The following is a 26157-nucleotide window of genomic DNA, read 5'->3' on the forward strand; positions in this document are numbered from 1 at the left end:
CCGCCGCTAGGATCCAGGCATGGAAGATACAGATTCCTCCCCCGACCTCCTGCGTTCCCGCCCGGACGGCACGGTGCTGGACCTGGCCGCCGTCACCGCCGCCGAACCGTGGCGGAACCCGGATGTCTACTGGGCGTCGCTGACCCGCGCGGTCGAGGAGATCCCAGCGCCGGCCGCGGTGCTGGAGCTCGATGCCCTCCGGTGGAATACCCGTGACCTGCTGCGCCGCGCCGGCGGTGTGCCCCTGCGGATCGCCAGCAAGTCCCTGCGGGTGCGCGGGGTACTGGAGTCGCTGCAGCAGGTGCCGGGAATTTCCGGAATCCTCGCCTTCACCCTCGAGGAAGCGCTGTGGCTCGCCAGGGACTTCGACGACGTGGTGGTGGGTTACCCGACGGCGGACCGGCAGGCACTGCGCCGCCTTGCCGGGGACGAACTGCTGGCCTCCCGGGTCACGCTGATGGTCGACGGCGAGGAGCAGCTGGACCTGATCGATGCTGTCCTGCCGCCGGGCAGCCGCTGCACGCTGCGGATCTGCCTGGACGCCGATGCGTCCTGGCGGTCACGGATGCTGGGGTTCATTGGTACCCGCCGCTCTCCCCTGCATACGCCTGCGCAGGCTGCAGTGCTTGGCAGCACGGTCGTTGCCCGTCCCGGCTTCCAGCTGGTGGGCCTGATGATGTATGAAGCCCAGGTGGCCGGCGTCGGGAATGCAGTTCCGGGCGCAGCGGTCCGCAACCGTCTGATGCGCCTGGTCCAGGGCCGGTCGATGGCAGAACTCACCGCCAGGCGCGCCCGGATCGTGCAGGCACTGGGCGAGCTGGCTGACCTTGAGTTCGTCAACGGCGGAGGCACGGGTTCAGTTGAAGCCACTGCAGCGGATGCGTCGGTCACTGAGATCACGGCCGGATCGGGGGTCTTCGCCGGGCACCTGTTCGGCACCTACCGTTCCTTCACTCCGGCGCCGGCAGCCGCAGTCGCGCTGGATGTGGTTCGCCGGCCGGACCCTGGGTTCGCCACGGTGCTGGGCGGAGGGTGGATCGCCTCCGGCCCTCCCGGTCCCAGCCGTGTCCCTCAGGTGGCGTGGCCCCGGGGCCTGCGCCTGCTGCCGCGGGAGGGGGCAGGCGAGGTACAGACGCCGCTGGCGGGACCGGCAGCGGCCGGTCTCCGGCCAGGGGACCGGATCTGGCTGCGGCACGCGAAGTCCGGAGAACTGTCCGAACGGGTGAATGAGTTCCACATCGTTAAGAACGGGCAGGTGGCAGCCGTCCTGCCCACCTACCGCGGCGAAGGCAAGGCATTCCTGTGAACCCGTTTTCGCGGGGAGTTGGCGGCCTCCGCCTGCCGGTGCGGAGACGGAGCTGGCAGAACTGGGCCCGGACCGTCCGGGTGCGTCCGAGCAGGATGGAACGTCCGACGTCGGTCGCTTCCCTCCAGCGGGCCGTTGCCGGCGCTGCGGCGGGAGGGCAGCGGGTCAAGGCCGTGGGCGCAGGTCATTCCTTTACCGGAATCGGGGCCGCTCCAGACGTTCTCCTGGACCTCTCCCGGCTGCAGGGCCTGGTGAGCGCCGATCCGGGAACGGGCCGGGTGACGCTGCTGGCCGGCACCCGGCTGCATGCGGTGCCGCGCCTGCTGGCCCCCTACGGGCTGGCGATGCCGAACCTGGGCGACATCGACCGGCAGTCGATCGCCGGCGCCATTTCCACCGGCACCCACGGCACCGGGGCTGGCTTCGGCGGACTGTCCACCCAGGTCTGCGGCTTGGTGCTCATTCAGCCCGACGGCGGGCGCCTTGCCTTGGCGGACGGGGACCCGCTCCTCCCGGCGACTGCACTGGGACTCGGGGCCCTGGGAGTTATTGCCGAGGTCACGCTGCAGTGCGTGCCGGCGTTCCTCCTGCGGGCCGAGGAACGTTCGGAGCCCCTCGAGTCAGTTCTGTCCGGCCTGGGGAACCGGGTGAAGGAAGCGGACCACTTCGAGTTCTATTGGTTTCCGCATACCGGCCGGGCGGCCACCAAGACCAACACGCGGCTTCCTGCAGCCTCTCCCCTGGCGCCGCTGCCTCCGCTGCGCCGATGGGTCGATGATTCGCTGCTCGCCAATACGGTGTTCCGGACTGCCTGTGCCGCCGGCACCGCGGTACCGGCAATGATTCCTGCCGTGAACCGGGTCGCTGCCGCCGCGCTCGGCGGCCGCGAGTACACGGACCGCTCCCCCCGGGTCTTCACGCAGCGCCGGACCGTGCGGTTTCGGGAAATGGAGTACGCGGTTCCGGCGCAGCTGCTGCCCTCGGCGTTTGCCGGGCTGCGGCAGCTGCTGGAGGACAGCCCGCACTGGCGGCTCTCCTTTCCGGTGGAAGTCCGCTGGGCGGCCGCCGATGACCGCTGGCTCTCCACGGCGTATGCCCAGGACACCGCGTACATTGCCGTGCACCGCTATTACCGCGAAGACCCCGGCGAATACTTTGCAGCTTTCGAAGCACTGATGCTGGCCCACGGAGGCCGGCCGCACTGGGGCAAGGAGCACAGCCTGGGTGCCGCCGGACTCTCCGAGCGCTACCCGCTCTTTGACCGGTTTATTCGGCTGCGCGACCGGATGGACCCGGGCCGGGTCTTCGCCAATGCCTATCTGGACCGGGTGCTCGGCCCCTGACCGCCTAGTGGCTTCCTGCCGGTTCAGCGGGGGCTGCGTTGTTCGGGCGGCGAACCAGGAAGGACACCGCCAGCGCGCCGACTGACACCACAGCACCCCAGAAGAAGGCAGTGTGTACGCCGGCGGCTGCGGCCTCAATGGCGTCCGCACCGTTGCTGAGCGCATCGGCGGTTCCAGTGGTCATGAGGGTGATGAAAACCGCCGTTCCGGCGCCGCCGGCCAGCTGCTGCAGCGTGTTGAGGATGGCGCTTCCGTGGGAGTAGAGGGAGCGGTCCAGGGACCCGAGGGAGGACGTGAACAGCGGCGTGAAGATGAACCCAAGTCCGGCGTTCAGCAGGCAGTGCAGGGCGATCACCAGTGCAACCGGGGTGGCCTGGTCCAGCATGGTCAGTCCCCACAGGGCGGTGGTCAGCACCAGGGCACCGGGAATCACCAGCGGACGGGGGCCAACGCGGTCATAGAGCCGGCCCACGATCGGTGACAGGACAGCCATGACGACGCCGCCGGGCAGCAGGAGCAGGCCGGTATCCAGGGCGGTCAGGCCCAGAACGTTCTGGAGGTAGAGGGGAAGGACGATCAGGGCGCCGAAGAGGGCCATCATGCTGATCAGGACCATTATGATCGCGACGACGAACGGCCGGCTGGCGAACGTGCGCAGGTCCATCAGGGCACGGTCGGTGCGCTGCAGGACGAGCTGCCGCGCCACGAAGGCGGCCAGGGAGAGGGCGCCCAGGGCCAGCGGAATCCACACCGGCACAGGTGCCTCGCCCGCTGCGGCCTCCCCGATGCTACTGAGGCCGAAGATCAAGCCGCCGAAGGCGACCGTGGACAGCAGGATGGAGAGCACGTCAAACGGCGTCCGCCTGGTCTCGGTCAGGTTCTGTACCTTCAGCGCCCCCAGTCCCAGCGCCAGCAGCGCGATGGGCAGGACGATCCAGAACATCCAGCGCCAGCCCAGCACGCTGAGGATAAGGCCTGACACGGTGGGCCCGATCGCCGGAGCCACGGCGATGACAATCGAGATGGTACCCATGACGGTGCCGCGCCGGTGGACCGGGACGGTGTTCAGCACGGTTGTCATCAGCAGCGGAATCATGATGGCGGTGCCGCTGGCCTGGATAATCCTGCCGCCCAGGAGTGCTCCGAAACCCGGGGCGAGGGCTGCCAGGAGCGTGCCTGCGCTGAAGAGGGACATGGCGGCCAGGAAGAGGGCCCGCATGGTGAAGCGCTGGAGCAGGTAGCCCGTAGCCGGAATGACCACAGCCATGGTCAGCATGAAGCCGGTGGTGAGCCACTGGGCGGTGGGGGCAGTGATCTGCAGGTCCGCCATGAGCCGGGGCAGCGCCACGCTCATGATGGTCTCGTTCAGAATCACCACGAAGGAGGAGACCAGCAGCAGTCCGATCACTGTCTTGGTTCTTGCATCCAGGCGGTCCGTGCCGGGGCTGCGGTCATTTGCCCGGCGCAGTGCCGGGCGGGTTTCGGTACTCAAGGGTGGAGATATCCTCTGCAGGGGTTCTGGATGCTGGCTAAGGCACCGGGGCACCTCAGGAGTAACGCACGTACCAGTGCTTTCATTCCTGCGGCGGAAAACCGGCTCCCCCAGCCGTCGTGGCGCAGCACGACACGGCAGCACCCGCACGCCCTGGCCGCCGCCGTCGCCCTTTACGGGGCAGTGCTGGGCGGAACGGCGGCAACCGCAGCGCGCTGCAGTCCGCTCATCGCCTCCGGCGGTGTGCTCTTCCTTGCCTCGGACACCATTCTTGCCTTCCGCATCTTCATGCCTGAATCGATGCCGGACATCACCAGCGCGCTGGTCATGCTGACCTACTGCGCCGGACAGGGCATGATCGTGGCGGGTTTCCTCCGCTCGTTGGGCGGCACGGGGAGCCGCGTCTAGGACTCAAGCCAGGCGCGCAGTTCCCCGGCATCGGTCACCCGGGCGCCCAGTGCCCGGCAGGTATCGGCCAGTGCCCGGTCACTGGTGGCGACGCTCACCGTCCGGCCCTCTGCCCGCAGGCTCCGTACGGCCCCCGCGACGGCGTCGTCCCCGGAGCCTTCGGCGCGGATGATCTCCATGCCGCCTGTGTCCCTGGCCGTGCGTGCCCGGCCCTCCAGCACCACGGTGATCGCCGGGTACCAGAGGTCCTCAGGGAACCCCAGCAGGTCTGCCGGAATCCCCGTTCCCGACCGTCGGGACAGCGAATCCAGGATCCGTTCGGCTGCCGCGCAGCGGTCCTCCCACCAGCCGTCGGGGACGGTTCCCATGACATTCGCCGCATCGACAACAAGCGCGGGCCGGAACCGAAGGAGCGGCCGCAGCCGCTCCCATGCCTCGGCAAATGCGGGATGGAGTGGAAGATCATTGACTTTGTCCGGCTCCACCCATGCCAGTTCCACGCTCTCCTGATCGCTGATCACCGGTTCAAACGGTGTTTCAACGTCGGCTATGAGCGTGGCATAGGACCAGATGCCCAGATCGAGGATGCTCATTAACCGGGGGCGCAGTGCGGCGGGAGGAACACCGGCTTCCTCAGCCGACTCCCGCAAAGCGGCATCAAGTGCTGACTCTCCCTGATGCCGGGCCCCGCCGGGCAGCGCCCAGGTACCGCCATGATGGCTCCACGAGACCCTATGCTGAAGCAGAACCCCGCGGCCCGGATCGCAGGCAAGCAGCCCTGCTGCACCAAACCTTCCCCAGTAACGCTGGCCGTCCGGGGCAACAACCCAGGCGTCGCCGGGGTCACGTGGTCCATGCGGGCGGCGCGGCTCGCCGGGAGCCGGGGGTTCAATCTTCACCCCACCCACCCTGCCACACCGGGCCCGGGCCCCGTTGAACCCGGCCGTTCCAGTCCCGCTGCGTGCCGGTGCGGCTAGACTTCGCCCGTGGGCTGCGCTGACCCGCCGGGTTGCCGCCCAGGGAGGACCCCCTGAGCCTGGAGGAACACATGACAGCCAAGATCGTCGTATTCGGAGCCTCCGGCTACACCGGCCGGCTGGTGGTCGCCTCGCTCCTGGCCCGCGGGGTGCAGCCCGTCCTCGCCGGGCGCCGCGCCGCGGCACTGCAGGCCCTTGCCGCCCCGCACGGCCTCGCCTGGTACACGGCCGATGTCACCGACCCCGCGACGGTCCGGGCCCTGGTGGAGACCGGAGACGTACTCGTCTCCACGGTTGGGCCGTTCACCAGGTTCGGCGAGGCCGCTGCAGCTGCCGCGGCGGACGCAGGCGCCCACTACGTGGATTCGACCGGTGAAGTCGACTTTGTCCAGCGTCTGCAGGAGCAGGTCTCCTCCAAGGCCGCCGGCAGCGGTGCCACCATGGTTCCGGCCTTTGGCTACGATTACGTGCCCGGATTCCTGGCCGGCGCCCTGGCTGCGCAGGCAGCGGGAACACCCGGCGGTCACCTGCGCATCGGTTATTTTGCCCTGGGATCGCTGCGGCGCGGTATCAGCGGGGGAACGCGGGCAACGCTCGCTGAAGCGCTGACCCGTCCGGCATCCGTCTACCACTCCGGCTCGCTGCGGACCCGCCGGATGGGCAGCGCGAGATACGAGTTCAGGGTCCAGGGCCGCGGGAGGCAGGCCTTCCTCGCGATGGGCACGGAGGTACTGTTCCTGCCGCAGACCTATCCCGGCCTCGCCGCCGTGGAAGTCTACAACGGCTGGTTTCCCGCACTTAGCCGCGTGGCTGGACCGCTCACGCGTGCCGCCGGTGCCCTGCAGCGGCTGCCGGGCGGCCGAAAGGCCCTGGCCAAGGCCGCGATGCTGGGCGGAGCGCCGGGCGGCGGACCGGACGAGGGTGAGCGGTCCGGATCCGGAAGCTACGCGGTGGCGAACCTCTCGGACAGCCGCGGCTACACCGCCGTCGAAGTCCATGTCCAGGGTCCCAACGTTTACACCCTGACCGGAGAACTGCTCGCCGAGGCTGCCGTTGCGCTGCGGGACGGACACGCCGCCGCGTCCGGAGTGCAGGGGCCGGTGGGCGCGTTCGGCCTTCCGGGGCTGACGGCCCTCAGTGCGCGGGCCGGCCTGCGGGTCGTCTGAGGGCCCCGCCGTAAAATTCACGATACCCCGGTCCGAGGACCGGGGTATCGTGAATTGGTGGAGCTGAGGGGACTCGAACCCCTGACCCCCTGCATGCCATGCAGGTGCGCTACCAGCTGCGCCACAGCCCCAATTCAGTTGAAAGTTCCACCGTATGCAATCATCCGGCCCTAGACCCCGGCTGCCCGGCGATCTATCGGTGGAGCTGAGGGGACTCGAACCCCTGACCCCCTGCATGCCATGCAGGTGCGCTACCAGCTGCGCCACAGCCCCGAAATTGCCGCACGATAAGTGCGGGCAGTTGTTCGGATGTTTTCCTCGGTCCGGTTCTTGCCCTCCGGGCCGAAGCAACTCCTCTACTTTAGTACAGATGCGCCACGGTGCAAAATCAAACTACACGGATGGAATTCAACCGGTGCGGAGCAGTTCCGGCGGTTCTGCTCCGCACCCGGGCGGACTATTCCTGCCCGGAAGCCGATTCGGTGTCGGGCAGCTGGAGGTCCACGGACGGGCAGTCCTTCCAAAGCCGCTCGAGCGCATAGAAGACGCGGTCTTCCTCGTGCTGCACATGCACCACGACGGTGGCGTAGTCAAGCAGTACCCAGCGGCCTTCGCTGCGGCCCTCCCGGCGGACGGGCTTCAGCCCTTCCTTGGCAAGTTCCTCTTCGATGCCGTCCACGATCGCGTTGACCTGGCGTTCGTTGGAGGCCGAGGCGATGAGGAAGATGTCCGTGATGGCCAGCCGCTCGCTCACGTCGATCGCTACGATGTCCTCGGCCAGCTTGTCCGAGGCCGCTTTGGCTGCGGTCCGGGCAATACTCATTGATGATTCGGTGGCGCTCACATGTCTCCTAGTTTGGTATCAGCTGCCAAAGCCGCCGACGATCATTAGTACTCCGAGGGTGAGGGCAATGAGCCCCGCGCCCACGATTCCCAGGGATACAAACCGTATTCTCCGGGTGCGGCCGAGGCCTGCAGTCATTACATCCAGGGGATCCAGTCCGAAGGCGCTGCGGGCACCCACGGGCTTGGCGCCCTGGTCAGCTTCCAGCGGTGCATTCAACAGTGCATCGGCACGGGCCAGGATCTTGGCATGGCGCACTTCGGCATGGGCAGCGGGGGCGGATTCCTCCAGCTTTGCGGGCCGGCGTTCGGTGCCTGGCCTCGTCTTCCCAGGGGACATCCGGCCTGCGGCGGGCACCTTGCGCGCTGCGGGGTTCGACGACGTGACGACGGGCACGTGCGAGGTGGCCGGCGGCCTCATCACCGGTCGTTCCAGGCCGGGAACCTCCACGAATTCGAGGGGCGTCACCATGGCCAGGTTGTGCGCAGTGGTGGGGTCCGAAGGTGATGAGCGGCGCTGCTCGTTCTCCTGGGCCAGCCGCTGGATATTCTGCGTCCTCCGGTTGAGCACCGCCGCGCGTTCAGCGAGTGCCCGCTGCTGTGCCAGCAGTTCAAGGTCCACAGCATGCGGGTCGGACTGCTGAATCGCTTCCATTGCCGCAACCTGGTTGCGCGCCTGGTGCTTCAGTGCTTCCCGGGCTGCCAGGGCCTGCTCAACCGTCATGTTGGCGACGTCTGCGTTCGGCTCGGAACCGGACGCTTCCCCTTCCCCCGGCTGCATACCCGTCGACGGCTCTTCCCGGACTGCAGGAGCACGCATCGGAGCGGGAGTGAGGGGTTTGACGACAGGCGCATGCTGAGCGGATGGCTCCGCAGCTTTTGGCTCGGCTGGGGCCGTTTTCCCGGCTGGGGCCTGATCGGACGATTCAGACCTCCCGGGGGCAGGCTGGCCGGCGGGCGCTTCCGGCTGGCGTGCAGGCTGTGCTGCTGCGGCGCGCCTGCGTTCCCGCCGGGTACCGGGCTGCGGCAGGGATTCACTGCCGGCAGCCGGTTGGTGCCTGCTGGCCTGCCGGGACGCTGAACCGTCTTGTCGCGGCCCTTCCGCAGACTGCTGCGGAGACGCCGGTTCCGCAGCAGGGGCATCGTTGCGGGCGGCTGCCTGCTGGGCAGCTGCCTGCTGCGCGAGGCGGAGCTGCCGGCGCGTCGGGGGGCTGGCATCTGCCGGCTCAGGCCGGGGCTGGCTGTCTGTCAGCGCCTTGTAGGCGCGCAGTGCTTCCCGGTCCCTGGCCCGCTGCTGGGACTCCCGTTCCTGCGCTCCGGCAGCTGACCCGGTGCCGGCCGAGCGGCGGCTGCGTCGGGGTGCGTCTGCGGACTCTGGACCGTTCGTCATTTCCTACCCATCAGGTGTTGATTGCTCAGGATACTGGCTCAGTGGTGGCGGGCCTCGTCTGCTGCTGAGCAGGGGTGTACAGGTTGTGCTTCGCGATGTACTGGACGACGCCGTCCGGCACCAGGTACCAGACGGGCTCCGACGCCGCCACGCGCGCCCGGCAGTCCGTCGAAGAGATGGCCATCGCCGGGACTTCCAAAAGGCTCACGTCGTCGCGGCCCATGTTCTGCAGTTCATGTCCTGGTCTCGTGACGCCCACGAAGTGGGCCAGGGACCACAGTTCCTGGACGTCCTTCCACGAAAGGATCTGCGCCATCGCATCAGCGCCGGTGATGAAGAACAACTCGGCATCCGGGCGCGCATGGCGCAGATCCCTCAGCGTATCAATCGTGTAGGTGGGACCCGGACGGTCGATGTCCACGCGGCTGACCTTAAAACGCGGATTCGACGCAGTGGCAATGACCGTCATGAGGTACCGGTGTTCAGCGGGCGTGACTTCCTGCGCCGATTTGTGCCACGGTTCGCCGGTGGGCACGAAGACAACCTCATCCAGGTCGAAGACCGAGGCCACTTCACTTGCGGCCACGAGGTGGCCGTGGTGGATGGGATCAAATGTCCCGCCCATCACACCCAGCCGGTAGGGGCGCGGGGTCTTCACCGGCTCCTGTTTTGCGCTTTCCATGGTCCCAGCCGGTTCCAGCAGCTCCCGATGCCTATTCGGGAATGCCCTGGCCGTGGTCGTGCTTGTTCGGGAACTGGCGCTGGGGATCAACATGTTCCGGCACAGCCTCGTGGCGGTGACCAAGGCTGGTGAAGGCCATGGTCGCGAACATCAGCACCATGAAAATCCCAAAGATAACTCCGCCGTACACGAACGGTGACGTTTCGGCGTGTTCTTCGGCAACTTCGGCCGCCATCAGAGCAGCACTCGAAAGCTGGATCAGCATGAATCTCCCTAAATCAACCGCCGGGCAGACCGGCGGAGCATCGTTTCTAGATCAATGGTACGCGTACGGGGCGATAACTCCGCAGTCAGCGCCCGTGCAGCATTGCCTAGCCGCGCACCTGGCCATCTCCCTGGATGATCCACTTGGTGGTGGTCAGTTCCTTCAGCCCCATGGGTCCGCGTGCATGCATCTTCTGGGTGGAAATGCCCACCTCAGCGCCGAGTCCCAGTTCACCGCCGTCGGTAAACCGGGTGGAGGCGTTGACGATCACGGCTGCCGAATCGATTTCCGCGATGAAACGCTCGGCGTTCGCGAGGTCATTGGTGATGATCGCCTCGGTGTGGCCGGTGGAGAAAGTCCTGATGTGCTCCAGGGCTTCGTCCATCGAGTCCACCATGGCGACCGCGAGGTCCAGATCCATGTATTCCCTGCCCCAGTCCTCCTCCGTCGCTTCGAACGCCTCCGTTCCTTCCGGAAGGATTCCGCGGATCCGCTCGTCCGTGTGCAGCCGGACGCCCGCGGCCGCCAGTGCTGACAGTACTTCGCGGGCAGCAGCAGAGTTGGCGTGCACCAGCAGTGTCTCCACGGTGTTGCAGACACTGGGCCGCTGGGTCTTGGCGTTCAGGAGAATGTCCACCGCCATCTCCTCGGGAGCGGTTGCGTCCAGATAGATGTGGACGTTGCCTTCTCCGGTTTCAATGACGGGCACCGCCGCGTTGGTCACCACGTTCTGGATCAGGTCGCGTCCACCGCGCGGAATCAGTACATCCACCTTGCCGCGGGCCTTCATCAGGAAGTTCGCTCCGGGGCGGCCGTAGTTGTCGATCGTCTGGACGGCGTCTGAGGGCAGGCCAACGGTGTCCAGGGAATCACGGATCAGGTTCACGAGCACGGTGTTCGTGGCTGCTGCCGCGCTGCCGCCGCGCAGGATCACCGCGTTGCCGCTCTTCAGTGCCAGTCCGGCGATATCCAGCGTGACGTTGGGACGGGCCTCGTAGATTGCGCCGACGACGCCGAGGGGCACGTGCACCTGGCGCATCCGCAGACCGTTGGGCAGGGTCTGGCCGCGTGCCACTGACCCAACGGGGTCAGGAAGTCCGGCGAGGTTGCGCAGGGCCGTAGCCAGGGCATCAATCCGTTCCGGAGTGAGCGTCAGGCGGTCCAGAAGCGCCTCTGACGTGCCGTTGGCGCGTCCGCGCTCCACGTCCTTGGCGTTGGCGGCCAGCACGGCGTCGCGGCGGGCCACCACGTCCTGTGCGATCTGCTCGAGGGCCAGGTCCTTCCACGCCCGGTTCGCGCGGGCCATCCGGCGGGAGGCGGCCCGGGCCCGGTCCGCGATGCGGTGGACTCCGGCTTCAACTTCCTCCTGCGAGGGCACGGTTTCAGCGTTGCGGTTCACGGAAGCGGTGTCTTGGACGGTCATGCTCCAAGTGTAGCGGCGGCGCCGTCGTCCTGAACGGTACGTGACGCTGCCGGAACCGCAGAGGAACCGTGCGGCTGGAGGAGGACGAGGTCATTGACGTGCACCACGGAACGTTCGTAGCCGCGGCCCAGTTCCTTTGCCAGCTCCCTGGTGGAACGGCCCAGCATCCGGGGCAGCTCATCGGAGGCATAGTTGGTCAGCCCGTGCGCCAGGACCCGGCCGGATGTATCAGCCAGCGCCACCGGATCCCCGGGTTCGAAATGGCCTTCAACGGCCACGATTCCGGCCGGGAGCAGGGACCTGCGCCGCTCCCCCACCGCGCGTGCTGCGCCGTCGTCCAGGACAAGCTTTCCCTGGATCCGGGCCAGGTGGGCCAGCCACAGCAGGCGGATGGGCTGGCGTACGCCGCGGGTGGTGAACCACGTGCCAACGTCTTCGCCTGCCAGCGCTGCTGCGGCGTTTTCGGTGGAGGTGACCAGGGCGGGGATACCGGACTGGGCTGCGATGGTGGCCGCCTCAACCTTGGTGACCATGCCTCCGGTACCGACGCCGGCCTTGCCAACCTTGCCAATCCGGACGTCTTCCAGGTCCTTCATCCCCGTGACCTCCGGGATTCGGCGGGCGCCGGCCGACGGCGGGCCGTCGTAGAGGGAATCGACGTCGGAGAGCAGGATCAGCGCATCCGCCTTGACCAGGTGCGCCACCAGCGCGGCCAGGCGGTCGTTGTCGCCAAAGCGGATTTCGTGGCTGGCCACGGTGTCATTTTCATTGACGATGGGCACCACGCCGAAGTTGAGGAGGCGTTCGAGTGCCCGGTGCGCGTTGGCGTGGTGCGTCCGCCGCATCAGGTCTTCGACGGTGAGGAGTACCTGGCTGACGGTGACGCCGTGGCGTCCGAAGGCTTCGGTGTATCGGGCCATCAGCAGGCCCTGCCCAACACTGGCAGCGGCCTGCTGGGTGGACAGCTGGGCCGGCCGTTTGGAAAGCCCCAGCGGCGCGAGTCCGGCGGAGATGGCGCCGGAGGACACGAGAATGATCTCCGTTCCCTGCCGTCGCCGCGCTGCGAGAACGTCCGCCAGGGAGGTCAGAGCCTCGTCGGAAATGCCGCCGGCCACGGAAGTCAGGGAGGAGGATCCCACCTTGACGACGACGCGGCGTGCACGGGCCAGCCCGGAACGGGACATCAGGGGGCGCTTGGGTGCGGTGGTGGTCTGTTCTACAGCGTTTTCTTTCCTCATGACAGATCCAGCCTATGCCCAGGCGGGTCCGTCCTCCGCGTCTGTGAAGCGATTAGTCGTCATCGCCCGCCGTGGGACGGGAGTGCTTGTAGTTCACCGACTCGGTCCAGATTCCGGCCTTGCGCTCGGCTTCCAGCTCCGCACGGGCGGCCGCACGGGCGTCCTTGCGCTGCTGGTGGTCCTCGCGCTTTTCGCTGCGGGTGGGGCGGGAGAACTCTTCGATGCGAATGTCCGAACCGCGAGGGGAGGCAGCCAGCAGTTCGGCGCCGCCGATCATGGTGGGTTCCCAGTCGAAGACGACGCCGTCTCCCTCGCCAATGACCACGGCATCGCCGGGCTTGGCACCTGCCTTGAAGAGCTGGTCTTCCACACCGAGCTTCGCCAGGCGGTCTGCCAGGTAGCCCACCGCTTCGTCATTGGTGAAGTCGGTCTGCTGGACCCAGCGCACGGGCTTCTCGCCCAGCACGCGGAACAGCGGCTCCAGGTTCCGCTCTTCCCGGCGGATGGTGAACCCGCCCTTGGCGTTGACGGAGCGCGGCCGGACAACGGGGGGTGCGATGCGCGGCGGGGCAGTCTCAACGGCCTTGCGGGCCTCGGCTACGATGGCAGCCATCGCGAAGCCGAGTTCGCGCAGCCCTTCGTGGCTGGCGGCGGAGACTTCGAAAACGCGGTAGCCGCGCGTCTCGAGTTCCGGCCTGACGAATTCAGCCATATCCCGGCCGTCGGGAACGTCCACCTTGTTCAGCGCCACCAGGCGGGGACGCTGGTTCAGCGGAACAACGTCGCCATCGGCGCCGGCGTAGCTCATGTCTACTTCATACTTCTCGAGTTCGGCCTCGATCACGTCGAGGTCGCCCAGCGGATCGCGGTCCGATTCGAGGGCAGCGCAGTCCAGTACGTGGACCAGTGCTGCACAGCGCTCAACGTGGCGCAGGAAGTGGTGTCCCAGTCCCTTGCCCTCCGAGGCGCCTTCAATCAGGCCCGGAACGTCGGCGACCGTGAAGCGGACATCTCCGGCCTGCACTACGCCAAGGTTCGGAATCAGCGTGGTGAAGGGGTAGTCGGCGATCTTCGGCCGGGCTGCGGACATAGCGGCGATCAGCGAAGACTTGCCCGCGGACGGGAAGCCAACCAGGGCGATGTCTGCAATCGACTTGAGCTCCAGGACAATGTCCCGCTCGTCGCCGGGGGTTCCCAGCAGGGCGAAGCCTGGGGCCTTGCGCTTCTGTGAAGAAAGCGAAGCGTTGCCCAGGCCGCCCTGTCCGCCTGCCGCGGCGATAAACTCGGCGCCCATGCCGACCAGGTCGGCGAGGACCTTGCCGTCCTTCGTCTTGACGACGGTGCCTTCCGGCACGGAAAGCACGAGTGTCTCCCCCGTCTTGCCGGCGCGCCAGTCGCCCATGCCCGGTCCGCCGTTGCCTGCGTGGCGGTGGGGTGCGTGGTGGTAGTCCAGCAGGGTGGTCGTCTGGCCGTCAACGCGCAGGATGACGTCGCCGCCGTCCCCGCCGTTGCCGCCGTCGGGACCGCCCAGGGGCTTGAACTTCTCACGCTTTACGGACACGCAACCATGGCCGCCGGCACCGCCTGAAACATGCAGTACAACACGGTCTACAAAGCTGGCCATGGTTCTCCTTGTTGAAAATCTGTGGATCAAGCCAATTCTACTCGGCTTAAAAAAGCGGTGGGGCGGGCCATCTGGCCCGCCCCACCGGAAAAGCTGTGTGCCGAAGTTACTCGGCGGCTGCGACGATGTTCACGACGCGGCGGCCACGACGGCTGCCGAACTCAACAGCGCCTGCCTCCAGGGCGAACAGCGTGTCGTCTCCACCGCGGCCAACGCCTGCGCCGGGGTGGAAGTGGGTGCCACGCTGGCGAACGATGATCTCGCCGGCCTTGACGACCTGGCCGCCAAAGCGCTTCACGCCCAGGAACTGAGCGTTGGAGTCGCGGCCGTTGCGAGTAGAGCTCGCACCTTTCTTATGTGCCATTTTCTAATCCTGCCTTTGCTATGACTGATTTTGATGCCTAGGTGCGGGCACAATTCCCGCGGTCTGGAACCGCGTGGTTCCAGACTTTAGGAATCAGGAGTTGATGGAGGTGACCTTGACCTTGGTCAGCGAGGAGCGGTAGCCCTGACGCTTCTTGTAACCGGTCTTGTTCTTGAACTTCTGGATGACAATCTTCGGACCCCGGAAGTTTTCGATAACTTCTGCCGTAACCGTAACCTTGGCCAGGTCCTCAGCGGCAGAGGTGACCTTGTCGCCATCAACCAAAAGCAGGGCAGGCAGCTCAAAGGTGCTACCGGCTCCACCGGGGACGCGGTCCAGGGTTACGAGGTCTCCGACGGAAACCTTTTCTTGGCGGCCGCCAGCGCGGACAATCGCGTACACCACTTGGGAACTCACTTCTCTCGACGTTTAATACTTGGATGCGCACTTCCCGGACAGACTAGGTGTCCGGCTTGCGCCATGCAGTCACGCCCTGTACCGAATAACGGCTTAGAAGGCGTTCGCACCGAATTTCAAGGCTACGCTAAGGGACCCATATGCCGCAAATGCACGGCAGGTACAGCGTGCCATCCTCCGGCCGTACTGGGGACGTCACTGCGCTTAGCACCATTCTATAGCACTCCCGGACCGGGGCTGACCGGTTCCCCTGCCGCCGGGCGGCAGCCCAGCAGCACCGGTAATGCAGTTCAGCTCCCGGCCGCACCGGCCGGGAGCTGAACTGTACGTGGACTGCTAGAGGTCCGACGCCGGAACACCGACGCCGAGAATCACCGGAGCCGAGGCCTCCGTGCGCGGGGCAGCGGGAGCAGCGGCGGCTGCGGTGGTGCTGCTGCCCTGCGCCCCTGATGCATCCTCGGGGCCTGCCTTGATGATCTGTGCGTCAGCCGAGCCCTGCGGGCTGCGGGCTGCACGGCGCCGGCGCGGCCTGCGGGCCGGCTCAGCGCCATTGGAACCGATTTCCCGGCAGTCCGGGATGCCGTGGCCCGCTGCAGGTTCGCTGCCGCCCTCGGGTGCTTCCGGCTCCCGGACCTCCGGTTCGGAAGCTTTCGGCGACACCTCGTTGAACGCCTCGGTGAGGCTTTCCAGCGTCAGCTGAACGTCCTGGCGGACCGGGCGGCGACGCTCGCGGCGCGGAACCACTACGGTCTCGCCCTGGATGCGCAGGACGGCGCCGGCCTCGGCCGGTACGTCGTCCTTGGGCTCGCGGATGAGCGGCTTATCTTCACCACCGGCACCAGCGCCGGCGCTGCCGTCTTCCCCTGCGGAGGGCGCGGCCTCCGTGGTGCCGCCCTCCGCGTGCGGTGCGTCGGCGTCGTGGGCCGCTGCGGTGGCTGCCGCGATGCTCGCGAGGGCAGCGCGGGCGGCCTCGGCCTTGGCGGCGCGCTCGGCGTCGTCCGCGTGCGGTTCTTCAACCTTGGACTGTTCCACCGGAGCGGCCGGAGGCTGCGGGTTCTGCTGCTGATTCTGGCCCTGGTTAGCTCCCCGGTTGCGGCGCTTGCGTTCCCCGCGGGAAGCCTTCTCCTGCTTCAGGTGCTGGGAATGGTTGTCATCAGAGACCGCGTGGCTCGTGCTGCGGCGGTGCTCCACGGGGATGTCGTGGGTGATCACGCCGCGTCCGGCGCAGTGCTCGCACTCTTCGCCGAAGACTTCCAGGAGGCCGGTGCCCATGCGCTTGCGGGTCATCTGTACCAGTCCAAGCGACGTGACCTCGGCAACCTGGTGCTTGGTGCGGTCCCGGCCCAGGCACTCGACCAGCCGGCGCAGCACAAGGTCACGGTTGGCCTCGAGCACCATGTCAATGAAGTCGATGACGATGATGCCGCCGATGTCCCGCAGACGCAGCTGGCGGACTACTTCCTCGGCCGCTTCAAGGTTGTTCTTGGTGACGGTCTCTTCGAGGTTGCCGCCGCTGCCGGTGAATTTGCCGGTATTGACGTCCACCACGGTCATGGCTTCGGTACGGTCAATGACCAGCGAGCCGCCGGAGGGCAGGAAGACCTTGCGGTCCAGCGCCTTGGCGATCTGCTCGTCGATGCGGCTGGCCGAGAAGATGTCCTCGTCCTTAGTCCACTTCTCCAGGCGTCCCACCAGGTCCGGAGCTACGTAAGTGACATACGCCTCGATGGTGTCCCACGCTTCCTCGCCGGAGACGATCAGCTTGGAGAAGTCTTCGTTGAAGACGTCGCGGACAACCTTGATGGTGAGGTCCGGCTCGCCGTAGAGCAGTTCGGGCGGAAGCGTCTTGGTGGACTTCGCCTTCGCTTCGATGTTTTCCCACTGGGCGCGGAGGCGGTTGATGTCATTCATCAGCTCCTCCTCCGAGGCACCTTCGGCTGCGGTGCGGACAATGACGCCGGCGTTCTGCGGAAGGTGGTCCTTGAGGATCTTCTTAAGCCGGTTGCGTTCCACGTCCGGGAGCTTGCGTGAGATGCCGGTCATGGAGCCGCCCGGCACGTAGACAAGGTAGCGGCCGGGAAGGGAGATCTGGCTGGTCAGCCGGGCGCCCTTGTGGCCCACGGGGTCCTTGGTGACCTGGACCAGCACGGAGTCCCCCGACTTCAGTGCAAGTTCAATGCGGCGCGGCTGGCCGTCCAGGCCTGCGGCATCCCAGTTGACTTCGCCGGCGTAGAGCACCGCGTTGCGGCCGCGGCCAATGTCGACGAACGCTGCTTCCATGCTGGGCAGCACGTTCTGGACCTTGCCGACGTAGACGTTGCCAATCAGAGAATCCTGCTGAGTGTTGGAAACGAAGTGCTCGGCCAGGACGCCGTCCTCGAGCACGCCGATCTGGATCCTGTCATCGCGCTGGCGAACAATCATCTGCCGGTCCACGGATTCGCGGCGGGCCAGGAACTCGGCCTCGGTGATGACGTGGCGGCGCCGGCCCGACTCACGGGATTCGCGGCGGCGCTGCTTCTTGGCCTCCAGGCGGGTGGAACCCTTTACGGAAGTAACGCGGTCACTCGCCGGCGCCTCTGCATGCGCCCGCGGGGCACGGACACGGGTCACGGTGTTGGGCGGATCGTCGTCGGACCCGCCGGTCAGCTCGAGGTCCGCGTCTCCGCGGCGCCGGCGCCGGCGCCGGCGGGAGGTCACGCCTTCGGGGTTCTCTTCGTCGGCGTCGCCCGACTCAGTGCCCTCGCGTTCGACTGCAACTTCGTCTTCGCTGCGGGTGCGTCCGCGGCTGCGGCGGCGACTGCGGCGGGACCGGTTGGTCTCCCGGCCTTCCTCCTCGGCACCTTCGTCCTCATCGCTCCCGGCGGCCGCGGCTGCGGTTGCGGCTGCCTGCACGGCAGTGAGGTCCGGTGCGTGGAAGAGCACGGAGGTGGGTGATTCAGGAATGGCGAACGGGTCAAGCACGGCAGACTGTGCGGGCTTGGTTTCTTCCTCCCCCGCGGTGTCCTGGCCTGGCTCAACGGCTTCGGTCTTGGCCTCACCGGAATCGGACGGTTCCGCGGCGGCGGGGCCGGCCTTGGATGTTGCGCGGCGGCGTGACCGGGTTTTGGCCGGGGCAGGGGCCGCTTCTTCCGCGGCAGTTGCTTCAGAGGCAGTTGCTTCAGCGGCAGCCTTTTCGGCGGGAGCAGCTTCGGCAACGGCTTCCTGTGCGGGCACAGCGTCGGGGCCTGCAGCGGCTTCGGCTCCTTCGGGTGCCGTCTTTTTCGCGGACACACGGCGGCGCCGGACAGTCTTGGCAGGCGCCTCAGCTTCGGCGGACGTTTCCGCAGCGGGGGCAGCCGCGGCCTCAGCCTTTTCGGGCACGCCGTCCGAGGGCGCCGTTTCCTCGGCCTTCGGCTCCGAAGTGGCCTTGCGGCGCGGAGCGCGGGTGCGCTTGGGCTCTGCTGCCGGCTCTGAAGCCGCTGCTTCGGCAGCTTCCTGTTCGGCCGGGGTCTCCGTCAGGGCCGGCTCCTGCGTATCGCCCGCGGGCGTTTCCACGGCTGCCGGCTTTCGGCGGGCGCGCGGTGCCCGCTTTGCGGGAGTCTTGGCCGGCGCTTCCGTTTCCGTTGCCTCGACGGCTGCCGAGACCGGCTCGACTGCAGCCTGGACCTCTGCGGCCGGTTCGACTGCTTCTTCTGTTGTGCGGTCAGTATTCATATACAGCTATGCTCCGGCCCCCGCGGCACTGGCCACATTCCAATGCCCGGAGGGCAATGTATCGGCTGTGCGGGGGCATCGGAGCCTGCGCCAGCCGGAAGTCGTCTAAATGTCTTCCAAGGTCGCACCATCGTGAGGGCACGGCATCACTTGCAAGACCAGCGGCGCTTTTCCTGCTACCTGCTCGGAACGGCTAGGCGTTTGGGCTGTGGTAGGGCTGTTCGGCGGATTCCCCTGCCCCATCCGGATTGATGGGCATTCCTTCTTGGGAAGCATCGCCAACAGCACCGGAAGCCTGTCGCTGGACCGGTGGCGGAATGTGGATCCGACACCAGCCACAGCCATTATCTCACACGGAGGTCATTTAGGTATCTGGAACACATAGAATCGGACCACCGATACCCGGCAAAAGGAGCAGCACGTGCCTTCCAGTTCCACCAGCACTACCAGCGGGGCCGATTTGGGCGGGAGGACCGGCGAAGCAGGACTTGCCCGCTCCCTTCAGCAGAAACCGTTCGCATGGCTGGTGCTCATCACCTCGGTCATCGGCTGGCTTGGCTCGGCAATCCTGGTCATGGAGCGTCTGAAGGTGTATGCCGATTCCAGCTATATTACGAGCTGCGACATCAGTCCGTGGGTTTCCTGCGGGACCGTCTTCCAGACCTGGCAGGCTTCGCTCTTCGGGTTCCCGAACCCGCTCATCGGCATAGTGGCCTTCGCCGTCATGATCACCGTAGCCATGTCCATGCTCGCGGGGGCCCGTTTCAGCCGCTGGTACTGGGCTGCGGTGCAGGCCGGCGTCACGCTGGGTATGGTGTTCGTGGTCTGGCTCTGGAGCCAGGCCCTGTTCGACATCTACGTCCTGTGCATCTACTGCATCGTTGTGTGGACTGCCATGATCCCGCTGTTCGTCTTCACCACAGTGCGTAACCTGGCGCACGGCGTGATTCCGGCGCCGGCGGGCCTCGTGCGGTTCGTATCAGAGTGGGCGTGGGCCATCACGGCCCTTATCTGGGTCGCGACGGCCGCCTCGATCTTCTTCCGGTTCATGAACGCATTCCTTGGCAGCTAGTTTCCCGCCGGGCCTTGCTCACCCCAGGGGCAGCCCCCAGCCGAGTACAGCAGGTTCGCGCTGTCCCTCCCACGTGCCCACCAGCGACGGCGGCGGCGCGGCCCGTCCGCCCAGGTCAAGCACCCGGACCAGGGACAACTCCCAGCCATCGCGGTGCATGAGGGTGGCAGTCCATCCCGCCGGTTCGCGATCGGGAGCTTCCACGAGTTCTTCGCCGTCGGGCATGCCGCTGGTTTCAAGCTCCATTGACTGGGGCAGTTCGCGGCGCACCCCGTCTTCCTCGACGTAGAGCGGGGCCTGGTCCATGCCGTCGACCACCGCCGCAGCGAAAGCACTGACATACACCGGATCCCCGCACCCGTCGTACACCCAGCGGCGGCCCAGGACAGAATGCTCCATGGTGCCCACCAGGTAGCCCTCACCGCCCTCCAGCGGCTCAGCCCGGTAGGTCAGCGGAACCTGCACCGTGAGGTCCCCGCTGCGCACAATGTGCGTTTCCATGCCCACCTGGCCTTCGGGATCATCGAAACGGTACGCCGCCAGCGGCTCAGCCTGGTTCCCCATGCCGCCCGCTGCGGTGAACCAGGGCGCCGTTGGAAGCCAGCCGGAGATCAGTTCCATCTTGGTCGGTTTCAGGTCTGCCTTATGGATGAGTGCCATGAGCCCCAGCCTAGCCAGCGAGCCCCGAATGTACAGGAGGCCGGCACCCGTGGCGGGTGCCGGCCTCCTGCGGAACTGCTGCGGGTCCAGTGGTCTTAGTTGCCGAACCAGATGCCGATCTCGCGCGCGGCGGACTCGGCCGAATCCGAGCCGTGGACGAGGTTCTGCTGCACCTTGGTGCCCCAGTCGCGGCCGAAGTCGCCGCGGATGGTTCCGGGCGCCGCGGTGGTGGGTTCGGTGGCGCCGGCCAGGGACCGGAAACCTTCGATGACGCGCTGGCCTTCAAAGACCGCCGCGACGATCGGACCGCTGAGCATGAACTCAACCAACGGCTCGTAGAACGGCTTGCCGACGTGCTCCGCGTAGTGCTCTTCGAGCAGTTCCCGGGTGGCGTCCATCTTCTTCAGCTCGGCCAGGGCGTAGCCCTTGGCTTCGATGCGGGCCAGGATGGCGCCGGTCAGGTTCCGCTTGACGCCGTCCGGCTTGATCAGGACGAGAGTGCGCTCGGTGCTCACGCTTGGTTTCTCCTTGGAGGTTGGATGGGAATGCGGTTCAGCTGTTCCTAAGCCTAACTGCTGGTTTCGCCGGAGTCCGTACCGGCCGGGTGGGCTGCTTCCCACTCCGCCTGTTCACGGTCCCTCTGCCGGTTCTCCCTATCGAGGCGGGCACCGGCACGCAGTCCGTACCACCAGGTTCCAGCGAACAGGACTCCCACCAGGAACATCATGGGTTCCAGGAAGCCGGTGGCAATGATGGCCAGCTGCAGGATCCAGCCGATCGCCGGGCCTGCGGGCTTGGACAGAAACGCGCAGGTCGCTATCAGGGCGGCCGCCAGGACGATCCCGCCAGCCAGGATGGCCACGGGCGCCACGCGGTCCCGCTGCAGGCCAAAGACAGCGAGCGTGCCAAAGAGCACCACGAAGGCTTCCAGGCTCAGGACAGTGGATGCGAACATCACGCGGATGGACCGGCGTTTCTTGGGCATGCCCGGACGCCATTCGCGCTGGGCCTTGGTCATTCGTGCCATGTGCTTACTTTCCGAGAAGGGTGCGCGCTTCCGCGACCACCGTGATGGAGCCAATCACCAGGACACCGCCGCCGAGGTCGTTGTTTTCCTCGGCCTTGGCCACGGCCCACTCAATGGCATCATCGAGGGCCGGTTCAACCTGGATGTCCTCATCTGCGAAGCCTGCGTCCACCGCGTCCTGCACCAGTTCGCCGGCCGGAATGGCGCGCGGGGAACTGGACTGGGTGAGGCATACACCGGAGACAATGTCGCCGAGCACTTCACGCAGCTCAGCCAGGATGCCGACGGCGTCCTTCTCGCCCAGGATGCCCACCACCAGCACCAGGGAGGACAGATTGAACGCTTCAAGCACCGCCTGGGCGCTTGCCTTCGCTCCGGCCGGGTTATGCGCCGCGTCCACGATGATAGTGGGGGCGGTGCGCACCACCTCCAGGCGTCCCGGCGAGGTGACGGTCTGGAAACCGGTACGCAGCAGCTTCGCGTCCAGTTCCTTGGCCCCTCCTCCAATGAAGGCTTCCAGCGCCGCGACGGCGACGGCCGCGTTCTGTGCCTGGTGTTCGCCGTGCAGCGGAACTAGGAGGTCCTCGTAGCGTCCGGCGAGTCCGTTGACGGTCACCATCTGCCCCCCGACAGCCATGGTGCGGGATTCGACGCCGAATTCAATGCCTTCGAAACGGAACGGAACTCCTGCTTCGGTGGCCTTCTCCAGCAGCACCTGTGCGGCCTCGACTGGCTGCGCAGCGCTGACCAGGAAGCCGTTTTCCTTGATAATTCCGGCTTTCTCAAAGGCGATGTCGGCGACGTCGTCTCCCAGCAGCTCGGTGTGGTCCAGCGAAATCGGGGTCACCACGGAGACGGTCCCGTCCCCCACGTTGGTAGCATCGGTGATGCCGCCAAGGCCCACCTCGATCACGGCCACATCCACTGGTTCATCCGCGAAGACCGCGAACGCCAGGATGGTCACACACTCAAAATACGTCAGGCGCGGTTCCCCCGCAGCGTCGAGTTCGGCGTCGACCATTTCAAGGTAGGGGCGGATTTCGTCCCAGATGCGAACAAACGTCTCATCAGCAACGGGTTCACCGTCGATGCTGATCCGTTCAGTCACCTTGCTCAGGTGCGGGCTGGTGTAGCGGCCGGTGCGCAGCCCGTAGGCGCGCAGGCCGCCTTCGATCAGCCGCGCCGTCGAGGTTTTGCCGTTGGTACCGGTGATGTGGATGATCGGGAATGCCTTGTTGGGCTCGCCCAGGATTTCCATGGCACGGAAGAGCGGAGCCATGCGCGGCTCCATCTTGTTTTCCGGGGCCCGGCTGAGCAGTTCGGCGTAGACGCTCTCCACGGAGAAGCCGTCGATTGACCCCGAGGGGCCGTCTTGGGTGCTCATCAGATCTTCTCCACGGTCACGGTGAAAGCTTCGGTGTCATTGTCCGGGGTTTCCGGGGAAACCGTAACCACCAGCTCGCCGGTCAGTGTCTCGGCCTTGACCAGGTCCGCGTTGGTCTCCAACGCGGCAGCTTCCCCGGCCCCGGTGCTCACCGTGGTGCGGATACGGTCACTGATGTGCAGGTCTGCGTCGCGGCGCGCCTGCTGGATGGCGCGGATCGCATCGCGGGCAGTGCCCTCTGCGGCCAGCTCCGCGGTGACCTCCGTGTTCAGGACCAGGAAGCCGCCGCCGGGCAGGACCGCGACTGCCTTCGCGGACTCACCCTCGCGGGATTCGACGACGGTCTCCAGGGTGTATTCATGCGGTTCCAGATCCAGGCCGCCGGCCGTTACCGTGCCGTCCTCCGCTACGGACCAGTCCCCCGTTTTGGAGGCCTTGATGGCCGTCTGCACGTTCTTGCCCAGCCGCGGACCGGCGGCCCGGGCGTTGACGACAAGCTTCTGAGTGATTCCGAACTCGGCGGGGTCAGCGGAGCCCGCCTCAACCAGGCGCACGGACTTCAGGTTCAGTTCATCCGCGATGATCGCCGCGAACTGGCCCTGCAGAGCCTCGGCGTCAGGTGCCACCACGGTCATCTCGGACAGCGGCAGCCGCACCCGGAGGTTGGCGGCCTTGCGCAGCGAAGACCCGACGGACGCGATCTTCCGGGTCAGGTCCATGCGGGCCACCAGGTCCGGAACCCGGGGGAAGGCGCCGGCTTCGGGCCAGTCCGTCAGGTGCACGGAGCGCCCGCCAGTCAGCCCGCGCCAGATCTCCTCCGTGACCAGAGGCAGCAGCGGGGCAGCGACGCGGCAGAGCGCTTCGAGGCAGGTGTAAAGGACGTCGAAGGCCTGGGTGTCTTCTTCGAAGAAGCGGGTGCGGCTGCGGCGGACGTACCAGTTGGTGAGCGTGTCCATGTAGGCGCGCAGCATTTCGCAGGCGACGGACACGTCATAGGTGTCCAGCGCCGTCGTCATGTTCCGGATGAGGTCGCCGGTGGCGGCCAGCATGTAGGTGTCCAGCGGTTCGGTGGATTCGTGCCGGAGGGTTGCCTCGTAACCGGTGCCGCTGTTCGCGGCGTTGGTGTAGAGCGTGAAGAAGTGCCACACGTTCCACAGCGGCAGGATGACCTGGCGGACGCCGTCGCGGATTCCCTGTTCGGTGACAACCAGGTTGCCTCCGCGCAGGATCGGCGAAGCCATCAGGAACCAGCGCATGGCGTCGGAACCGTCACGGTCCAGGACTTCGGACACGTCCGGGTAGTTCTGCAGCGACTTGGACATCTTCTGTCCGTCCGAGCCGAGGACGATCCCGTGGCTGATGACATTACGGAACGCCGGGCGGTCGAAGAGCGCCGTGGCAAGGATGTGCAGGGTGTAGAACCAGCCGCGGGTCTGGCCGATGTACTCCACGATGAAGTCGCCCGGGTTGTGGTGCTCGAACCAGTCGGCGTTCTCATGCGGGTAGTGCACCTGGGCGTACGGCATCGAGCCGGAGTCGAACCAGACGTCCAGCACGTCCTCGACGCGGCGCATGGTGGACTTGCCGGTCGGGTCATCCGGGTTGGGGCGCGTCAGCTCATCGATGAACGGGCGGTGCAGGTCCGGCTGGCCTTCCTTGTTCAGCGGCAGCCGGCCAAAGTCCGCTTCCATCTCCGCGAGGGAACCGTAGACATCCGTGCGCGGATACTTGGGGTCATCCGAAATCCATACCGGGATGGGGCTGCCCCAGTACCGGTTGCGGCTGATCGACCAGTCACGGGCGTTCTCCAGCCACTTGCCGAACTGGCCGTCCTTGACGTTCTCCGGGATCCAGTTGATCTCCTGGTTCAGCTCGATCATGCGGTCCTTGATCTTGGTGACCTCGACGAACCAGGAGGAAACAGCCTTGTAGATCAGCGGGTTCCGGCAGCGCCAGCAGTGCGGGTAGGAGTGCTCATAGCTGGCCTGGCGCAGCAGGCGGCCCTCGGACTTCAGCTCGCGGGTGATCGGCTTGTTGGCATCGAAGACCTGCAGTCCGGCGATTTCAGAGAGCGGTCCCTCACCGAACATGGGCAGGAACTTGCCGCCCTCATCCACGGAGAGGATGACGGGGATGCCGTTGGCTTCGCAGACCTTCTGGTCATCCTCACCGTAGGCCGGAGCCTGGTGGACGATGCCGGTGCCGTCGGTGGTGGTCACGTAGTCGGCCACGACGATCCGCCAGGCATTCGCGGTGCCCCACTTGTCGGCGTCGGCGTAGTAGTCCCAGAGCGGAACGTAGCGCAGGCCTTCGAGTTCCTTGCCGGTGTGCACGGCAGTGACAGCGGCACGCGCGGCATCGGCGTCGGCGTACCCCAGGTCCTTGGCGTAGGAGGCAACCAGGTCCTCAGCCAGCAGGAAGCGGCCTCCGGCGGCCGTTCCCTGATCCAGCAGGGTGCCGTTGGGTCCGGCGGGCACGACGGAGTAGCGAACGTCCGGCCCGACGGCGAGGGCCATGTTGGTGGGCAGGGTCCACGGGGTGGTGGTCCAGGCGATCGCGTTGACGCCCTCGAGCTCGGCGGAGAGCACGTTGTCCCCGGCGATGATCGGGAAGGTTACCGTGACGGTCTGGTCCTGGCGCATCTTGTAGACGTCGTCGTCCATGCGCAGCTCGTGGTTGGACAGGGGCGTCTCGTCCTTCCAGCAGTACGGGAGCACCCGGAAGCCGCTGTAGGTGAGGCCCTTTTCATGCAGGGTCTTGAACGCCCAGATGACCGACTCCATGTACTCGACGTTGAGCGTCTTGTAGTCATTCTCGAAGTCCACCCAGCGGGCCTGGCGGGTCACGTAGTCCTGCCACTCGCCGGCGTACTTCATGACCGAGGCGCGGCAGGCATCGTTGAACTTGTCGATGCCCATCTTCTCGATCTGGACCTTGTCGCTCATGCCGAGCTGCTTCATGGCCTCAAGTTCGGCGGGCAGGCCGTGGGTGTCCCAGCCAAACCGGCGCTCGACGCGGTGTCCGCGCTGGGTCTGGTAGCGGGCCACCAGGTCCTTGACGTAGCCGGTCAGCAGGTGGCCGTAGTGCGGCAGGCCGTTGGCGAAGGGAGGGCCGTCGTAGAAGACGAACTCGTTGGAGCCGTCTTCGCCCGCGGGCCGGGCATCGATGGAGGCCTGGAAGGTGCCGTCCTGATCCCAGTACTTCAGGACCCGCTCTTCGATCTCGGGGAACCTGGGTGAGGAGGCTGCTGCTTCGGCGGAATCGCCCGTGGAGGCCTTGGGGTAGATCTGTGGCATGTTCGTCATCCTGGTAGCGGCAAGTGAATCTGGCTGTAAAGACAGGATGCAAGGGCGAACTTTTCCTGCGCGAACGCCGGGGAT

Annotated in this window: 22 protein-coding genes and 2 tRNA genes; 5 read left to right on the forward strand and 19 right to left on the reverse strand. The window is 66.6% G+C overall.

Features of this window, described 5'->3' with window-relative positions; genetic code table 11:
- Positions 1–19: 19 nt before the first annotated feature.
- Both ITX31_RS14915 and ITX31_RS14920 read left to right on the forward strand, forming a co-directional pair.
- Positions 20–1306: an alanine racemase gene (locus ITX31_RS14915; RefSeq protein WP_194784155.1), complete on the forward strand. Its 1287-nt coding sequence runs from the start codon at positions 20–22 to the stop codon at positions 1304–1306.
- A 32-nt stretch (positions 1307–1338) separates the two neighbouring features.
- Positions 1339–2649 carry a D-arabinono-1,4-lactone oxidase gene (locus tag ITX31_RS14920; RefSeq protein ID WP_228529473.1) on the forward strand — a complete coding sequence of 437 codons (1311 nt, stop codon included), beginning with the start codon at positions 1339–1341 and terminating at the stop codon, positions 2647–2649.
- 4 nt (positions 2650–2653) lie between these two features.
- Here the strand turns inward: ITX31_RS14920 and ITX31_RS14925 are convergent, their stop codons facing one another.
- On the reverse strand, positions 2654–4141 hold the full coding sequence (locus tag ITX31_RS14925) for a DHA2 family efflux MFS transporter permease subunit (protein ID WP_194784156.1): 1488 nt from the start codon (positions 4139–4141) through the stop codon (positions 2654–2656).
- 30 nt (positions 4142–4171) lie between these two features.
- On the opposite strand from ITX31_RS14925, the gene ITX31_RS14930 reads away from it, so the two are divergent.
- Complete coding sequence (locus ITX31_RS14930; protein WP_194784157.1) at positions 4172–4549, forward strand: lysoplasmalogenase family protein; 378 nt, start codon at positions 4172–4174, stop codon at positions 4547–4549.
- Here the strand turns inward: ITX31_RS14930 and ITX31_RS14935 are convergent.
- The gene (locus ITX31_RS14935; protein ID WP_323745707.1) at positions 4546–5712 is read right to left on the reverse strand and encodes an NUDIX domain-containing protein; all 1167 of its coding nucleotides are present in this window, start codon (positions 5710–5712) and stop codon (positions 4546–4548) included. The two genes, ITX31_RS14930 and ITX31_RS14935, sit on opposite strands and share 4 nt — an antisense overlap.
- Here ITX31_RS14935 and ITX31_RS14940 point away from each other — a divergent pair.
- Positions 5598–6692, forward strand: coding sequence for a saccharopine dehydrogenase family protein (locus ITX31_RS14940; RefSeq protein WP_194784159.1), 1095 nt, complete (start codon positions 5598–5600; stop codon positions 6690–6692). The two genes, ITX31_RS14935 and ITX31_RS14940, sit on opposite strands and share 115 nt — an antisense overlap.
- A gap of 55 nt (positions 6693–6747) precedes the next feature.
- Here the strand turns inward: ITX31_RS14940 and ITX31_RS14945 are convergent.
- The 12 genes from ITX31_RS14945 to ITX31_RS15000 all read right to left on the reverse strand — a co-directional run bounded on the left by ITX31_RS14945 (position 6748) and on the right by ITX31_RS15000 (position 18634).
- Positions 6748–6823: transfer RNA gene (locus ITX31_RS14945), tRNA-Ala, on the reverse strand.
- 69 nt (positions 6824–6892) lie between these two features.
- Positions 6893–6965, reverse strand: a tRNA-Ala gene (locus ITX31_RS14950).
- A gap of 184 nt (positions 6966–7149) precedes the next feature.
- Positions 7150–7536 (reverse strand): ribosome silencing factor, encoded by a 387-nt coding sequence (rsfS, locus tag ITX31_RS14955; RefSeq protein WP_152227581.1) that lies wholly within the window; start codon positions 7534–7536, stop codon positions 7150–7152.
- Between the two features lie 18 nt (positions 7537–7554).
- Positions 7555–8355, reverse strand: a complete 801-nt coding sequence (locus tag ITX31_RS14960) for a hypothetical protein (protein WP_194784160.1) — start codon at positions 8353–8355, stop codon at positions 7555–7557.
- A 595-nt stretch (positions 8356–8950) separates the two neighbouring features.
- Complete coding sequence (gene nadD / locus ITX31_RS14965) at positions 8951–9607, reverse strand: nicotinate-nucleotide adenylyltransferase (RefSeq protein WP_194784161.1); 657 nt, start codon at positions 9605–9607, stop codon at positions 8951–8953.
- Between the two features lie 31 nt (positions 9608–9638).
- Complete coding sequence (locus ITX31_RS14970) at positions 9639–9872, reverse strand: hypothetical protein (RefSeq protein WP_152227573.1); 234 nt, start codon at positions 9870–9872, stop codon at positions 9639–9641.
- A 106-nt stretch (positions 9873–9978) separates the two neighbouring features.
- Entirely contained in the window at positions 9979–11295 is a 1317-nt protein-coding gene (locus ITX31_RS14975) for a glutamate-5-semialdehyde dehydrogenase (RefSeq protein WP_194784162.1), read from the reverse strand.
- Entirely contained in the window at positions 11292–12533 is a 1242-nt protein-coding gene (proB, locus tag ITX31_RS14980; protein WP_416354826.1) for a glutamate 5-kinase, read from the reverse strand. Before proB ends, ITX31_RS14975 begins: the two co-directional genes overlap by 4 nt.
- A gap of 52 nt (positions 12534–12585) precedes the next feature.
- Positions 12586–14157 (reverse strand): GTPase ObgE, encoded by a 1572-nt coding sequence (obgE, locus tag ITX31_RS14985; RefSeq protein WP_194784163.1) that lies wholly within the window; start codon positions 14155–14157, stop codon positions 12586–12588.
- Between the two features lie 106 nt (positions 14158–14263).
- Positions 14264–14521: a 50S ribosomal protein L27 gene (gene rpmA, locus ITX31_RS14990; protein ID WP_055240884.1), complete on the reverse strand. Its 258-nt coding sequence runs from the start codon at positions 14519–14521 to the stop codon at positions 14264–14266.
- Positions 14522–14614: 93 nt separating this feature from the next.
- The gene (gene rplU, locus ITX31_RS14995; protein ID WP_194784344.1) at positions 14615–14926 is read right to left on the reverse strand and encodes a 50S ribosomal protein L21; all 312 of its coding nucleotides are present in this window, start codon (positions 14924–14926) and stop codon (positions 14615–14617) included.
- 348 nt (positions 14927–15274) lie between these two features.
- Positions 15275–18634, reverse strand: coding sequence for an Rne/Rng family ribonuclease (locus tag ITX31_RS15000; RefSeq protein WP_194784164.1), 3360 nt, complete (start codon positions 18632–18634; stop codon positions 15275–15277).
- A 421-nt stretch (positions 18635–19055) separates the two neighbouring features.
- Between ITX31_RS15000 and ITX31_RS15005 the strand changes: the two genes are divergently transcribed.
- Positions 19056–19706: a vitamin K epoxide reductase family protein gene (locus ITX31_RS15005; protein ID WP_416354827.1), complete on the forward strand. Its 651-nt coding sequence runs from the start codon at positions 19056–19058 to the stop codon at positions 19704–19706.
- Between the two features lie 18 nt (positions 19707–19724).
- Here the strand turns inward: ITX31_RS15005 and ITX31_RS15010 are convergent, their stop codons facing one another.
- The 5 genes from ITX31_RS15010 to ileS form a co-directional block, all read right to left on the reverse strand.
- Entirely contained in the window at positions 19725–20366 is a 642-nt protein-coding gene (locus ITX31_RS15010) for a CG0192-related protein (RefSeq protein ID WP_194784165.1), read from the reverse strand.
- Between the two features lie 95 nt (positions 20367–20461).
- Positions 20462–20881: a nucleoside-diphosphate kinase gene (gene ndk, locus ITX31_RS15015; protein WP_194784166.1), complete on the reverse strand. Its 420-nt coding sequence runs from the start codon at positions 20879–20881 to the stop codon at positions 20462–20464.
- A gap of 53 nt (positions 20882–20934) precedes the next feature.
- Positions 20935–21393 carry a DUF4233 domain-containing protein gene (locus ITX31_RS15020; RefSeq protein ID WP_194784167.1) on the reverse strand — a complete coding sequence of 153 codons (459 nt, stop codon included), beginning with the start codon at positions 21391–21393 and terminating at the stop codon, positions 20935–20937.
- 4 nt (positions 21394–21397) lie between these two features.
- Positions 21398–22777 (reverse strand): bifunctional folylpolyglutamate synthase/dihydrofolate synthase, encoded by a 1380-nt coding sequence (locus ITX31_RS15025; protein ID WP_194784168.1) that lies wholly within the window; start codon positions 22775–22777, stop codon positions 21398–21400.
- The gene (ileS, locus tag ITX31_RS15030; protein ID WP_228529370.1) at positions 22777–26073 is read right to left on the reverse strand and encodes an isoleucine--tRNA ligase; all 3297 of its coding nucleotides are present in this window, start codon (positions 26071–26073) and stop codon (positions 22777–22779) included. The genes ITX31_RS15025 and ileS overlap by 1 nt, the downstream gene beginning before the upstream one ends.
- Between the last annotated feature and the right edge of the window lie 84 nt (positions 26074–26157).

The sequence above is a fragment of the Arthrobacter gandavensis genome, assembly GCF_015355785.1.
GTDB classification, from domain to species: Bacteria; Actinomycetota; Actinomycetes; order Actinomycetales; family Micrococcaceae; genus Arthrobacter_B; species Arthrobacter_B gandavensis_A.

What these genes read in the sequence shown, in the direction of transcription:
- ITX31_RS15025 (WP_194784168.1), bottom strand. Translation starts at nt 22,777, where the DNA reads ATGAGCACCCAAGACGGCCCCTCGGGGTCAATCGACGGCTTCTCCGTG.
- obgE (WP_194784163.1), bottom strand. Translation starts at nt 14,157, where the DNA reads ATGGCCAGCTTTGTAGACCGTGTTGTACTGCATGTTTCAGGCGGTGCC.
- ITX31_RS15000 (WP_194784164.1), bottom strand. Translation starts at nt 18,634, where the DNA reads ATGAATACTGACCGCACAACAGAAGAAGCAGTCGAACCGGCCGCAGAG.
- ileS (WP_228529370.1), bottom strand. Translation starts at nt 26,073, where the DNA reads ATGCCACAGATCTACCCCAAGGCCTCCACGGGCGATTCCGCCGAAGCA.
- ITX31_RS14930 (WP_194784157.1), top strand. Translation starts at nt 4,172, where the DNA reads ATGCTGGCTAAGGCACCGGGGCACCTCAGGAGTAACGCACGTACCAGT.
- ITX31_RS14970 (WP_152227573.1), bottom strand. Translation starts at nt 9,872, where the DNA reads ATGCTGATCCAGCTTTCGAGTGCTGCTCTGATGGCGGCCGAAGTTGCC.
- ITX31_RS14960 (WP_194784160.1), bottom strand. Translation starts at nt 8,355, where the DNA reads ATGCGTGCTCCTGCAGTCCGGGAAGAGCCGTCGACGGGTATGCAGCCG.
- ITX31_RS14940 (WP_194784159.1), top strand. Translation starts at nt 5,598, where the DNA reads ATGACAGCCAAGATCGTCGTATTCGGAGCCTCCGGCTACACCGGCCGG.
- proB (WP_416354826.1), bottom strand. Translation starts at nt 12,533, where the DNA reads ATGAGGAAAGAAAACGCTGTAGAACAGACCACCACCGCACCCAAGCGC.
- ITX31_RS14975 (WP_194784162.1), bottom strand. Translation starts at nt 11,295, where the DNA reads ATGACCGTCCAAGACACCGCTTCCGTGAACCGCAACGCTGAAACCGTG.
- ITX31_RS15020 (WP_194784167.1), bottom strand. Translation starts at nt 21,393, where the DNA reads ATGGCACGAATGACCAAGGCCCAGCGCGAATGGCGTCCGGGCATGCCC.
- rpmA (WP_055240884.1), bottom strand. Translation starts at nt 14,521, where the DNA reads ATGGCACATAAGAAAGGTGCGAGCTCTACTCGCAACGGCCGCGACTCC.
- ITX31_RS14915 (WP_194784155.1), top strand. Translation starts at nt 20, where the DNA reads ATGGAAGATACAGATTCCTCCCCCGACCTCCTGCGTTCCCGCCCGGAC.
- nadD (WP_194784161.1), bottom strand. Translation starts at nt 9,607, where the DNA reads ATGGAAAGCGCAAAACAGGAGCCGGTGAAGACCCCGCGCCCCTACCGG.
- ITX31_RS15010 (WP_194784165.1), bottom strand. Translation starts at nt 20,366, where the DNA reads ATGGCACTCATCCATAAGGCAGACCTGAAACCGACCAAGATGGAACTG.